Origin of the sequence: Chitinophaga filiformis, from assembly GCF_023100805.1 — a bacterium.
In the GTDB taxonomy this organism is placed as follows: Bacteria; Bacteroidota; Bacteroidia; order Chitinophagales; family Chitinophagaceae; genus Chitinophaga; species Chitinophaga filiformis_B.
This window is the reverse complement of sequence record NZ_CP095855.1, coordinates 6501205-6513941: the sequence shown is the minus strand read 5'-3', so window position 1 is coordinate 6513941 and position 12737 is coordinate 6501205. Positions and strand designations below refer to the sequence as shown.

The 12737-nt window shown below is 47.3% G+C and carries 11 protein-coding genes; 6 read left to right on the top strand and 5 right to left on the bottom strand.

What is annotated here, in order from left to right; all coding sequences use genetic code 11:
- Window positions 1–621 precede the first annotated feature (621 nt).
- A complete protein-coding gene (locus MYF79_RS25275; protein WP_247810655.1) occupies window positions 622–2946 on the bottom strand; it encodes a hypothetical protein in 2325 nt (774 codons plus the stop codon).
- A gap of 298 nt (window positions 2947–3244) precedes the next feature.
- Between MYF79_RS25275 and MYF79_RS25270 the strand changes: the two genes are divergently transcribed.
- Entirely contained in the window at window positions 3245–4471 is a 1227-nt protein-coding gene (locus MYF79_RS25270) for an NAD(P)/FAD-dependent oxidoreductase (RefSeq protein WP_247810654.1), read from the top strand.
- 216 nt (window positions 4472–4687) lie between these two features.
- Here the strand turns inward: MYF79_RS25270 and MYF79_RS25265 are convergent, their stop codons facing one another.
- Together MYF79_RS25265 and folK are read right to left on the bottom strand one after the other, a co-directional pair.
- Window positions 4688–5311 (bottom strand): deoxynucleoside kinase, encoded by a 624-nt coding sequence (locus tag MYF79_RS25265; RefSeq protein WP_247810653.1) that lies wholly within the window; start codon window positions 5309–5311, stop codon window positions 4688–4690.
- A gap of 15 nt (window positions 5312–5326) precedes the next feature.
- Entirely contained in the window at window positions 5327–5818 is a 492-nt protein-coding gene (folK, locus tag MYF79_RS25260) for a 2-amino-4-hydroxy-6-hydroxymethyldihydropteridine diphosphokinase (RefSeq protein WP_247810651.1), read from the bottom strand.
- Between the two features lie 88 nt (window positions 5819–5906).
- On the opposite strand from folK, the gene sppA reads away from it, so the two are divergent.
- The 5 genes from sppA (at window position 5907) to MYF79_RS25235 (ending at window position 10622) form a co-directional block, all read left to right on the top strand.
- Entirely contained in the window at window positions 5907–7670 is a 1764-nt protein-coding gene (gene sppA / locus MYF79_RS25255; RefSeq protein WP_247810649.1) for a signal peptide peptidase SppA, read from the top strand.
- Window positions 7671–7792: 122 nt separating this feature from the next.
- Entirely contained in the window at window positions 7793–8896 is a 1104-nt protein-coding gene (locus MYF79_RS25250) for an ABC transporter permease (RefSeq protein WP_247810648.1), read from the top strand.
- A gap of 33 nt (window positions 8897–8929) precedes the next feature.
- On the top strand, window positions 8930–9457 hold the full coding sequence (locus MYF79_RS25245) for an SRPBCC family protein (protein WP_199655815.1): 528 nt from the start codon (window positions 8930–8932) through the stop codon (window positions 9455–9457).
- Between the two features lie 2 nt (window positions 9458–9459).
- On the top strand, window positions 9460–10005 hold the full coding sequence (locus tag MYF79_RS25240; protein WP_247810646.1) for an SRPBCC family protein: 546 nt from the start codon (window positions 9460–9462) through the stop codon (window positions 10003–10005).
- Between the two features lie 119 nt (window positions 10006–10124).
- Complete coding sequence (locus MYF79_RS25235; RefSeq protein ID WP_247810645.1) at window positions 10125–10622, top strand: DUF2911 domain-containing protein; 498 nt, start codon at window positions 10125–10127, stop codon at window positions 10620–10622.
- Between the two features lie 66 nt (window positions 10623–10688).
- Here MYF79_RS25235 and MYF79_RS25230 read toward each other — a convergent pair whose 3' ends face one another.
- Together MYF79_RS25230 and MYF79_RS25225 are read right to left on the bottom strand one after the other, a co-directional pair.
- Window positions 10689–12011, bottom strand: a complete 1323-nt coding sequence (locus MYF79_RS25230; protein ID WP_247810644.1) for an ABC1 kinase family protein — start codon at window positions 12009–12011, stop codon at window positions 10689–10691.
- A 6-nt stretch (window positions 12012–12017) separates the two neighbouring features.
- Entirely contained in the window at window positions 12018–12644 is a 627-nt protein-coding gene (locus tag MYF79_RS25225) for a TetR family transcriptional regulator C-terminal domain-containing protein (RefSeq protein ID WP_247810642.1), read from the bottom strand.
- Window positions 12645–12737 lie beyond the last annotated feature (93 nt).

Below are 12737 nucleotides of genomic sequence, written 5' to 3'. Positions count from 1 at the left end.
AGCCCTCACACCTTTTTGTATGAGAGGCCTGGAAGTAAAGGACAACGTGCTTTTGCTTTTATCGATACAAACATACCCCGAAAAAATAAGGGAACTGTTAATGCACTGTTAACCTGTTAGTTAATCTCTTGTTAACGGAAAAAACGCAGCTGTTTGATGAGTACACGACGTATAAGGTCAATCGTTACGCCCGTACGAAAACCCCTGTAATAGCTGGCCTAAACAGCATTGAAGTAATAAAACAATTTACCTGGTTTATATAACTATTGTCACAACACAGGTCATGAATATCCGGGGAAAGGAAAGCGTATTATACTATTTTAACAGTGCCGGGGAAGGTTGACTGTTCTGGACGGAAACAGTATGTACTGCCTGCCGCATATAGGCCACAGATAGGAGAATGTCCGGATAATACAGGACATATACCGGGATTTGAGGTGGACTTGAGCTGGGCCTGATCAGTGGTTAAAAAGGCTAAAATAGTATGATCGTTGCAGATTGCGCTGACGAGGTCCCTGGAAGGGACATATGAAGCTATCCTCGTGGTCAAAGATATGTTAAATAGAAAAAAGTCCATAGTAGTTGAACTATGGACTTTTTTCTGTTAACAGTGGCCGAGGCCTATTGTAATAACTGTTCTGTGCGTCCTACGGAGCCGTCTTCACCCATACCTTCCACTACTATACGGAAACGTCTTGTGAAGTCGTTGTTGTAGAAGGAGATCTTTGCAGTATGTGTCAGGGAGTCTGCTATCAGGTTTGGATTCCAGTAGAGCGTCAGCCTTTTATCCTGCAGGATGTGAATTTCCTTACGAACGGTATAATCCGGTGCATAGAATTCTTTCACGATGTTATAACCACCTTTCCTGTATTTCTCGAAGCCGCGTGTATCCACATCCGCTTTGCTGTCGCCGCCTTTCCTGGTGTATACCGCGATGGCGCCGGAGCTACCACCGAAACCACCTACGAAGGTTGGACGTAAAACCTTGATGAAAGCCACATCGCCGAGATTGATGTTGCTCAGCATGCTGATGTTGGTCGGCATTTCATTCAGGAACAATACAGGAGGACCACCACGCCAGTTCAGGGCTGGTCCGTTAGGATCGGTCAGGTTAATGCTCAGGCCAGGTACTTTAGACTGCAGGTACTGGAAGATACTCAGGCTGCCCGCTTCATCCCTGGTGAGGTCAAATGCGTAACCATCGCCGGCATTGAACATACCTGTTGCATAGCGTTGCTCAACAGATTCTGTTTTGCTCAGGCGTTTTTCACGTACGTTCACCTCTTTCAGGAAGATCGGTTTGTTGGCGATGGATTTGGTTACTGCTGTATTTTCAGCAACAGTGGAGAGGTAAGTGGTCAATACCCTGTTCTCTATTTCCACAGTTGTTCTGAACGGATAAGGCAGTGTTACTGCTTCTTTCTTCTCAAAGAAATGAGGTTCGAATTTCACGTCCACATCTTTCCATGATTTGTTTGGATCGTTGGCGCGGTAGAATACGTTGATGGTATCTACGAACTGCAGACGGTCTACGGCAAATTCACCTTTATCGTTGGTAGTAACGGAAGAGAATGCGGTGGAAGTATCGATCGGCTGTTTCAGGATGAAGTCCACTTTACCATTTGCGAGGACAGCTGCACCTTTGTTGGTGGTAGCCACACCTTTCAGCAGTAAGCCCTGTTCGTAAGGATACTTAATGTCAGGCATATAGTTGTGGAGGATCTTTTCCCAGCTGAACCTTCTCCAGCCGTTTGTCATCATGATCAGGTCCAGGCCCTGCAGGGTAGCCGGGTCTGTATCTTTGAAGTACTGGGACGGATTGGAGATGTAACCTTTCAGATCGGAAGTGAGGAGCAGGTTGGAGATGATGTTGTTCTCATCCTGGTCTTTCACGATATTATCTGCATCGGTAATGGAAACGGACAAGCTGGTAAGCATGGTGTCCGGTATTTTTATTTCCAGTGTATTTTTCTGTCTTGGCTGGGTATTGACAGCAATATTCTGCAGGTTCAGGGGCAGGAAGTCGTTCTTTCTTACGAAAGCCAGCCTTTCAGCCAATGGCAGCCCTTCAGCGTTGAAGATGGTCAGCTGAACGATACCGGAAGGAAGTTCCTTGGTAGGTATGAAGCCGCTCATCTGACCTTCTGCTGCATTCAGTTTTGCCTTGTACACAATGTGCTGCTGCATCTGCGCAACGATCATCATATTGTTGTACATGGGATTATCTTTCGTTGCAGGCAGGGTCTGGTAGAAGATACGGGTGCCTTTGTTGAAGACTTTAAGACCTACACCTGACGTTTTTACCACCGGCAGCAGGATTGTTTTCTGCTGACCTTTGGCTGTCTGGATCAGGGCCTTATAAGTTTCTCCGGCGCCAGGGGTAAGGTCGAACATACCCATACCATCGCGGGTGGTCTTCACCAGAGCTACCGTTTCTCCCTTCAGGTTCTGGATGATACCATTTACTTCCTGAGGATAGCCTTGCTGATCGATTGCTTTGAAAGCAACGCGGCCGGCAACACCAGCAATCAGGTTACCACCTTCGGGGAAAAAGTTTACGGCGAAGTCAGTAGCAGGCGCTTTAGGCGTAGGACCTATCGGCTTTGCCGGGTCAAATATTTCAATGTTCTTGTAGAAGAGATATTCCGGGTCAAAGTTCAGCATCCATGCCGTATATGCACGTAACTGGTATTGACCTGCCTTGAAATTGTCCGGCAGTTCGAATGCACCGGATCCGGTAGCACCACCAACGGAGATTAATTTTTTGCTTACCACATTTCCGGCTTTATCTACCAACTCTACATACAGGTTGGTTGCCGAAAGGGATGGCTGGCCTTGTAGCAAAACATACGCCTTGAACCACATGGTTTCCCCAGCGGCGTAATAATCCTTGTCCAGGTGCAGGTAAACCTTCTCCTGGGGGTAGCGTTTGCTGTACTGTTCCAAGGCTTGAGTGATTTTATCCTGCCATTCATCGGCCGGGTAAAATGCAAGGGCGCCGGTTATGCCCAGCAGACAGACTGGGAGGAGCCACTTTAAGCGATTTTGTTTTTTAGAGAACACAGATTGCATGTGGAACAACATTTTGCAACAATATAGTATCAAAAATTATAATATGCAAAATAGAGCTAAAAATTTATATATACAAATAATGTTATTGGTATTTAATAAATTACAATCTCCCGGCTTTGAATTATTATTGCTGCCGGATAGTGGTTTTGGGAAAATTCAGTGACATAAAAAGATGGTAAACAAGAGATTAGTAGTTATAGGAGGTGGAGCGGCCGGTTTTTTCTGTGCTGTAAATGCCGCACGCCTTGATACTCAACTGGAAGTAATATTAATAGAGAAAAGCAATAAACTTTTATCTAAAGTGAAGGTTTCCGGTGGAGGACGGTGTAATGTGACGCATAATGCCCCGGACATATTATATATGTCAAAGCGTTATCCGAGAGGACAGCACTTTGTAAAGAAGGCTTTCAGCCGCTTTTTTGTGCAGGACACTATTGCCTGGTTCAGGGAAAGGGGAGTGACGCTGAAAGCGGAGCCTGACGGCAGGATGTTCCCGGTAACCGATAATTCCCAGACCATCATTGACTGCCTGCTGAAAGAGGCAGACCGCTATGGTGTGAAGATCAGGATGAATGCGGCTGTCAGCGGGCTGACCCGGACAGATAAAGGCTGGGAAGTGTGCCTGCAGGACGGCAATGTGCTGAAAGCAGATATGGTATGTGTAGCGGCCGGCGGCTATGCCCAGCTGGACAAGTTTGCCTGGTTGCAGGCCACAGGGCACCAGATAGAACCTCCGATGCCATCACTCTTTACCTTCAATATGCCGGGCAATCCCATTACCACCCTGATGGGCGTAAGCGTGGAGGAAGCGCATGTGAAGATCGCAGGCACCAAACTACAGGAAAAAGGACCGCTACTGATCACCCATTGGGGAATGAGCGGGCCTTGTATATTGAGGCTTTCCGCCTGGGGAGCGAGGGAACTGGGCGCATTGCAATACCAGTTCACGGCATTGATCAACTGGCTGCCGGCATTCAATGAAAATAGCTTAAGAGAAGAAATGCAGGAACTGCGCTTTTCGCTGGGAGGACAAAAAATGCATCATAAGAACCCTTTTGGGCTGCCGCAGCGCTTGTGGCAGTTCTTCCTCCAGCAATCGGGAATAGGGGAGGATGTGCGCTGGGCTGATATGCCGGCGAAAGAGCAGCATAAGCTGGTTAAATATCTGACGGCAATGGAATGTCCCGTGAAGGGAAAAACAACCTTTAAAGAGGAATTCGTGACCTGCGGGGGCATCCGCTTATCAGAAATAGATCCTGCCACAATGGAGAGCAGGCTGGCGCGGGGCTTATTCTTTGCCGGTGAAGTGATGGATGTGGACGGGATCACCGGTGGTTTCAACTTTCAGCATGCATGGACAAGCGGCTGGATAGCTGCCGGTGCCATAGCAGGAAGATAAAAAAGAAACTCCGGCAAACGTATGTCCGCCGGAGTCCCAGTCTTCCATTGCTACTGTAACCTTCTGTACGTTATATCACTCTGTAATAATCCCCTGTCCTAGAGTGCCTTTTTGTTGTGCCTATAGCTGGTCGTCTTTTTCTCTTTTGCATGACAAAATTACTGCAACTGGTCTTATAGAGCAAAGCAATAAAATTTATTTCCCGATAGATAATCTTTATAGGTAGTGGATGCCGGGTTCATACTCCTTATCCAGGGCCTGCAGCAGCTTATCGAAGTCGGCCGGGTTCTTCACGAAATCCACTTTCGTCATGTCCAGCATCAGTGTGCGAACGGGATGCTGACGGATGTACTGCATATACATATCATGTACGCTGACAAGATATTCGTCCGCTATCTGCTGTTCATATGAACGGTTCCGGTGTTTAATGTTCTGTTGCAGTTTAGGTACGGGCGCATTGAGAAAAATGAGCAGGTCTGGCTGTACCAGTTGCGGATTGATAATATCGAACAGTTTCTGATAAAGGTTATATTCTTCTTCTTTCAGATTGATCTTTGCAAACAGGAGGCTCTTGATAAAAAGATAGTCAGACACGACAAGATCGCTGAACATATCCTGCATCTGCAGCATGTCCTTTAATTGTTTGTAACGTTCTGCCATAAAGAACAGTTCCAGCGGAAAAGCATATTGCTGCGGCTTTTCATAAAACTTTGGCAGGAAGGGATTATCAGCAAATTCCTCCAGGATCAGCTTCGCATTGAAATGTGCTGCGAGCTTGTTGGCCAGGGTGGTTTTTCCTGCTCCGATATTGCCTTCTATAGTGATGTATTTATAATTCATGGACCGGTAAATGGTTTATAGTACGCCCTTGTATTTTATGGCGGGTAACTGGTCTGTGCAGTTTTCCAGTAAAGTGCTGACAGACTGGTGCAGCACAGGATGCTGCCAGTCCGGAACGATCTCCCGGAGGGGAACAAGCACAAATTGCCTGAACTGCATCTGTGGGTGGGGGATTTTCAGATCGGGTTCATTGATGATGGCATCGTTGTAAAAGATGATATCTATGTCTATCACCCGGGCGCCCCATTTCTGCCGGCGGATGCGGCCAATATTGTGCTCGATGGCCAATACGGTTTGCAGGAGTGTTCGTGCATCCATTCCGGTTGATACCAGGAGGGCCTGGTTGAGGTAGTCCGGCTGTTCCACATGCCCCCAGGCGGCTGTTTCGTAAAGGGCGGAAATTTTTTCCACTTTGCCCACCTGCTTATCTATTTGCTCCACAGCCTGTTGGAGATGACCGGTACGGTCACCCAGATTGCCACCTATAAGTAATATTGCTTTATTCATGTATCTTCAACGGCCCAAAAGTATACATATTCTTTATTTTTGGAAAAAGAAGACGACCGGTAGGTCTTTTTAAATTAAATCTTCCATAATGCGTAGTTTCTTTAAAATTTTCTTTGCCACCCTGCTGGCTTTCATTGTGATCATCTTTTTCGGGATGTTCATACTGATGGGTATCATAAAGTCGGCGGTCAGCCCTGAAGTTGTTACCTTATCGCCCAATGGAGTACTGGTACTGGAAACCAGCCAACCCTATGCCGAGCAAAAGATTGTAGACCCCGTAAATGCAGTACTGCGCCAGGGCCCCAAAGAAACCCCGGGCCTGTATGACGTAGTACGCCTGATCAGACATGCAGAAAATGACGATGACATAAAAGGGATCTACCTGAAGGCAGACAACAATGCCAACGGATTTGCCACCAACGAAGAGCTGCGTAATGCGCTGCTGAGATTTAAGCAGTCCGGTAAGTTCATCTATGCCTACGGCGAGGTGATGGACCAGAAGAGCTATTATGTAGCTTCCCTCGCAGACAAAGTGTACGTGCATCCGAAAGGAGGCCTGGAATTCAGTGGTTTCTTTACACAGCTGACCTTCCTGAAAGGTGCCCTGGAAAAACTGGAGATCCAGCCACAGATCTTTTACGATGGCCGTTTCAAAAGCGCTACAGAGCCTTTGCGTGAAACGCAGATGACGGTGGCTAACCGTATCCAGACAAATGCTTACCTGGGCGACCTGTACGCCAATTTTCTGAAGAACATAGGCGCTTCCAGGAAAATAGATACCGTTACACTGCACCGGTATGCCAACGAGGGGCTGATCCAGGAAGCTGCCGATGCATTGAAGTACAAGCTGGTAGACGGACTGAAATATAACGACCAGGTGATGGACGAGATCAAATCAAGACTGGGCCTGAGCGGAGATGAAAAAGTCAATTTCATTTCGCTTTCCAAATATGAAAGCGCAACAGATGTGGCTACCGGTAAGGGTGAAGACAACAGGATCGCCATTATCTATGCACAGGGAAATATTGTGGGAGGCGACAGCGAAAAGGATGAGACGATCAGCAGCGGACATTTTGTAAAGCTGATCCGCGAGGCAAGACAGGATAAAGATGTGAAAGCGATCGTATTCCGTGTGAACTCTCCCGGTGGTAGTGCTCTGGCCTCAGAGTCTATCTGGAGAGAGCTGACACTGGCTAAAAAGAGTAAACCGGTTGTAGTGTCCATGGGCGACTATGCGGCTTCCGGCGGTTACTATATTTCCTGCATGGCCGACTCTATCTTCGCACAGCCGAATACGCTGACCGGTTCTATCGGTGTTTTTGCCGTGTTACCGAACCTGCAGGGATTCTTCAAGAATAAGCTGGGTGTGACCTTCGATGGTGTCAAAACAGCACAGTATGCGGATCTGGGAAACACCTCCCGGCCATTGACAGAAATTGAAAAGAAATTTATACAGAACTCCGTAGACAGCATCTACAGCACCTTTAAAGGCCGTGTGGTGGAAGGCCGCAAGCTGAGCGGAGTGGTAGTTGACAGTATTGCCCAGGGCCGCGTATGGAGCGGTGTACAGGCAAAAGAGCTGGGATTGGTAGACCGCATCGGCGGTATTGACGATGCCATTAAATGTGCGGCGAAACTGGCAAAGGTCAGCGCTTTCCGCCTAAGAGAATATCCTGAAGCAGAGGCGCCATTTGAAAAATTTGTGAAATCCTTCGCAGGTGAGGCCCGTATGGAAACCGCCATCAGGAAAGAGCTGGGAGAGCAGTATACTGTTTACCAGCAGATCAAACATCTGAAGGAAATGAACGGAGAGATCCAGGCAAAGCTGCCTTATGTGATGGAAATCAGGTAAGAAGCCGCTTATTGACTTAAAATAACATTAAACCTGCCCCATGGGCAGGTTTTTTTATGGAAATGGGTAAAACAATAGTAGTTTTATGCGATTTTTTAAGAATAGACCAGCGTTAAGTAAGTATGGCGGTTAAATATAATCAATGGAAGGCGCTGTTAGCCATGTCCAAAGCAAGCCTGATAGGAATCGTGAGAAGCCCTTCGGCAGTGATCTTCAGCCTGGGATTCCCCCTGGTGTTCATCCTGGTGTTTGGTTTTATCGGCGATAACGGTATATCGGTGAAGGTAGGAGTAGATCCGGCAACAGATACCGCCAGTTACCTGTACAAGCAACTGGCCAGTGAGAAAAGCCTTAAACTGGTGAGCGGGCAGCCGGCTGCAGAAATGGAAGATGATCTGAAAAAGGGGCATATTACCGCCATTATCCGTGTCACTTCCCGTCCCGCCCAGGGAAATGTGCCCGCCTGCGATGTGAAGGTACGTACCTCCACCGCCGCTGCAGATAAGATATCCTTATTCAAAACAATACTGACCGGCATCATTTATAAGGCAGACGACGTTTATTATCCCCGGGGTTCCATTGCGAAACTGGAACCGGTGGAAGTATTACCAGGCCGCCGTTACAGGACTATCGACTTTATCCTGCCCGGCCTGCTCAGCTTCTCCCTGTTAAGTGCTGCTGTATTCAGTACTGCATTCCTCTTTTTCAGTCTGCGCCAGACCCTGGTGTTAAAACGTTTCTTTGCCACGCCTATCCGCAGGCTCCATATTGTGCTGGGAGAAGCCCTGGCCCGCCTGATATTCCAGGTAGCCGGCGCGGTGCTGATCATAGCGATCGGTTATTTTGCCTTCGGGTTCACACTGGTACATGGATGGAGCACTTTTTTTGAGATGCTGGTGTTAACAGCATTCGGCGTCATCGTATTTATGGGCTTCGGATTTGTGGTTAGTGGCATTGCAAACAGCGAAAGCGCCATACCACCTATCGCCAACGTGATCACCCTGCCGCAGTTCCTGCTGGCGGGCACCTTTGTGGCAGTGGACGCTTTCCCGTCCTGGTTACAGCCCGTATGCCGCATTATGCCGCTGACCTACCTCAATGATGCCTTCCGGAAGATCGCTTTCGAGGGGCAGCATTTATGGAACGTAGGGCTTGAACTGGGCGTAATTGCCCTCTGGGGGGTGATTGTATATGCCGTAGCAGTAAGGGTATTCAGGTGGGAATAGGGAATAGTCTGGATTTTTTCCTACCTTTTGTATATGCAAGCCTTACTTATTATACTTGGAGCACTGGGTGTGCTAATACCAGGTTTGTTCATTGTCAGCATGTTCCTGCCTGCTACAGTGAAAGTAGTGCGCGTCAGGGCTATCCCTGCTTCTCTTTCCGTCGTTTTTGATCAGGTGAACATATTGCGTAACTGGGAAAAATGGTCTCCCTGGCATCAGGCCGATCCGAAGATGAAGCTGTCATACAATGACAAAATGAGCGGGGAAGGCGCTGGCTATCAATGGATCAGCAGGAACAGGAAGGTAGGCAAAGGCTCAGTTACCATCACGGCTTCCCGGCCATATAAACAGATTACGATCGAGATGCAATTCATGGAGAATAAAAGCACAAAAGGTTATTTCCGTTTCGAACCCTCCGGCAGGGGGACTCATGTAACATGGGGCATCGCAATGGAAGTAGGCAGATATCCTGCTGCTAAGCTCAGAGGATTGATGCTTGATAAACTGATCGGAAGAGATTTTGAAAAAGGCTTGGAAAACCTGGAGAAATTAGTAAAATAGATATGCGTTTCATCAAATTATTTTTTTTAAGTGTTCTTTGTTTTGGGATATTGATATTTCTCATTTCCCTGCTACTGCCCTCAAAGGCGATCGTTGAACGCTCCGGCGTGATAGACGCCCCCCTTTCTACCGTGTATGCTGAGATCAACAACCTGAATACCTGGCCTGAATGGAACCCGTGGACTGCCCCTGGTGTAGCGCAGAAGATTGAATTTTCCAACCCGCCTGCGGGTCAGGGAGCTTTTTATACCTGGTCAGGTATGCAGCAGGACAAACCTGTATCCGGCAAAGTGCTGATCAGGGAAAGTACACCGCAGAAAGGCGTTTATTATAACATGGAGTTCAATACCATGAAGCCGGTAGTGGCAGCGTTTGAACTGAAACCCTCCGTAGACGGAAAGGGAACAGCTATACAATGGCGGCTGGAAACGAAACTGGGCATGCTGCCCTGGTGGAAACTGAGAGGTTTCCTCTCAGACAGGCTGACCGGCCCTTTGCTGGAGGATGGGTTGACAAAACTGAAGAATATCTGCGAGCAGAAGAAATAGAAATGAATGTGTAGAATAGCTATCGCATTTTAACACTGAATTGTTATGAATGGTAAGCCTGTTATGATTGAAAAAGTATATTTTTCATAAAATTCAGAACAGTAAAACAAATTACGACCATGAAACACGTTCTATTATTTTTCGCATTACTGGCAGGAACATGCAGTTTTGTATCTGCACAGGAAAAAGCTCCTAAAAGCCCACGTATAACTGCTGAAGGAAAAAATGTCAAGATAGCTTACGGGCAACCATCCAAAAGAAACCGCGTTATTTTCGGTGAGCTGGTACCTTATGGTAAAGTATGGCGTTTAGGCGCTAACGAGGCTACCGAGATCACCTTCGCCAAAGATGGCAGCTTCGGTGGTAAACCTGTAAAAGCTGGTACTTACACCTTATTCACCATTCCCGAAGCCAGCGAATGGACATTCATTCTGAACAGTGAGCTGAAACAATGGGGCGCTTACGATTATGACAAGATCAAGGATAAAAACGTGCTGGAAGTAAAAGCGAAAGCTACTAAAACCAGCGCTCCTGTTGAGAAGCTGACCATTACCTTACCTGCTAACAAACTGGTAGTGGAATGGGATCAGACGCATGTAGAAGTGCCTGTAAAATAAGTCCTGAAATTATTCAATAGAAAAGCCCCCGTTTTGTCAGCGGGGGCTTTTTTATTGAAGATATTTTTATGCTGAATGCATGATGGTTTGTATACGGGCCTCGCTGGTAATGATCTTAGCTTTCAGGTCACTCAGGATAGAGTACAAACCGAAATAGGTACGATTGATATACAATGAGTGCCTGGAACCCCTGGCTACCTTAGAGTCCCTTACTTCTTTCAGGTTGTAGAGATGATCCATATAGGCATAGATCTCGGCAAAATAGGCCTCATTACCGAAGTCAAATTCTTCCTGCGTAAATGGAAGCGTCAGCATATCGATCATTTTCTGGAACAGGCCGGAAAAGAAAACCACTTCCTTTTCTGTGTCGCTGGGATGGATCATTTCCAGGTTGGTATAGATCTCCCGGCGCCTTGCTTCATCTTTCAGCACTTCCTTGTTCACCAGCAGGAAATAATTGACGTAGAAGTCTTCCGGTATTTCCTTGATACAGCCAAAATCGAATACACCAACGGTGCCGTCGTCGCGCATCAGGAAGTTGCCGGGATGCGGGTCTGCATGCACCTTTTTCAGCTGATGCACCTGGAACTGGTAAAAGTCCCATAGCGCCTGCCCGATCCTGTTACGGGCCTCCTGTGAAGGATTTCGTTCCAGGAATTCTTTCAGGTGAAATCCTTTCAGCCAGTCCATGGTAATGATCCTGTCGCTGGACAGTTCCGGGTAGTAAACCGGGAAGACCAGGTTAGGAATATGGGCGCATTGTGCTGATACCTCCATGGAGCGTTGCAATTCCAGTTTATAGTCTGTTTCTTCCAGCAGCTTACCTTCTATCTCATCGAAGTATTTATCCATATCCACTTCATTCATACCTACTATGCGGATGGCAAAAGGTTTAACGATGCGGAGGTCAGATTTTACGCTGTTGGCCACGCCGGGATACTGGATCTTTATGGCCAGTTCCTTGCCCCATTTGCTGGCCTTATGTACCTGCCCGATGGAGGCGGCATTGGATGCCTGCATCTCGAAGCGGTCATAGAGCTGGCTGGGCGACTGGCCCAGTGTTTTGACAAAGGTATTGATGACAAGCGGGCCGGAAAGGGGAGGGGCGCTGTACTGCGACATGGCAAAACGTTCGGTATAGGCCTTGGGCAGCATGCCTTTATCCATACTGAGCATCTGCGCCACCTTAAGCGCGCTTCCTTTCAGGTTGCTGAGGGTATCATAAATGTCTTCTGCATTGTCGGCATGGAGTTCTTCCCTGCTGATGGAAGGATCTATGAGTTTTTTTGTATAATGTTTGAGGTAGTTGGTACCTACCTTTAATCCTGTTGTTACAAATTTGCTGGCACGTTCAACTTTACCGGTAGGGATGTTCGTCTGTTCTTTCATACTGTCTTATTTCCTTGCAAACATGAATTTTCCGAAGTCCAGGATGCTGTCAAGCGTATTGGAACTGATCAGCTGGAAGCTGAGGTTTACCGCTTTTTCTATGGCAGCGTCTGTCATTTCGAAGCGTTCACTGTCGTCTTTGGTCCAGTAGCGCAGTACAAACAGCGCCTGCAGCCAGAAGCCGTGTACGTACTGGTCAGAGATGTATTTACGTTCTTTTACTTCACCTGTCTGGTAACCTTCTTTGATCAGCTCGCGGATATAATCGTAAAAAGCAATGCGGAAAGCTTCCAGTTTGTCCAGGTGTAAACCTGGTACCAGGTATTTATCCTTCTGCTGGAGGATATAACTCCTGTTCTCCTTCAACTGCTGTACCCAGAGAAAATAGAAGGTGAGGAGTTTTTCGCGGGCTGAATAATTCCGGTATATCTCATCATCCTTCAGCTTTTCAACCGTGTCCTGGAAGAAGGAAAGCCATATGTCCTTTTCCAGTGCATCAAAAGAAGAATAGCTGTCGTAAAACCTTGTTTCCGGCAGATCCAGTCCCAGGCAGAAAGTGTACACCGAAACAGGTCTTTTACCATTTTCCAGCCAGTATGTTTTATAAGCGTCGCGTATGAGTTTTTTTTCCATGATCCAGGGTTTAGCGTGTAAGTAAATACATGACAGCGCACTATGCGGGTTGGACATAGGTTGCTGTTGCAAATTTACGCCACAAACGCCGGA

Excerpts from the sequence above, each read along its gene's own strand:
- MYF79_RS25235 (WP_247810645.1), top strand. The coding sequence starts at position 10,125 with ATGAAACACGTTCTATTATTTTTCGCATTACTGGCAGGAACATGCAGT.
- sppA (WP_247810649.1), top strand. The coding sequence starts at position 5,907 with ATGCGTAGTTTCTTTAAAATTTTCTTTGCCACCCTGCTGGCTTTCATT.
- MYF79_RS25230 (WP_247810644.1), bottom strand. The coding sequence starts at position 12,011 with ATGAAAGAACAGACGAACATCCCTACCGGTAAAGTTGAACGTGCCAGC.
- MYF79_RS25245 (WP_199655815.1), top strand. The coding sequence starts at position 8,930 with ATGCAAGCCTTACTTATTATACTTGGAGCACTGGGTGTGCTAATACCA.
- folK (WP_247810651.1), bottom strand. The coding sequence starts at position 5,818 with ATGAATAAAGCAATATTACTTATAGGTGGCAATCTGGGTGACCGTACC.
- MYF79_RS25250 (WP_247810648.1), top strand. The coding sequence starts at position 7,793 with ATGGCGGTTAAATATAATCAATGGAAGGCGCTGTTAGCCATGTCCAAA.
- MYF79_RS25225 (WP_247810642.1), bottom strand. The coding sequence starts at position 12,644 with ATGGAAAAAAAACTCATACGCGACGCTTATAAAACATACTGGCTGGAA.
- MYF79_RS25270 (WP_247810654.1), top strand. The coding sequence starts at position 3,245 with ATGGTAAACAAGAGATTAGTAGTTATAGGAGGTGGAGCGGCCGGTTTT.
- MYF79_RS25240 (WP_247810646.1), top strand. The coding sequence starts at position 9,460 with ATGCGTTTCATCAAATTATTTTTTTTAAGTGTTCTTTGTTTTGGGATA.
- MYF79_RS25265 (WP_247810653.1), bottom strand. The coding sequence starts at position 5,311 with ATGAATTATAAATACATCACTATAGAAGGCAATATCGGAGCAGGAAAA.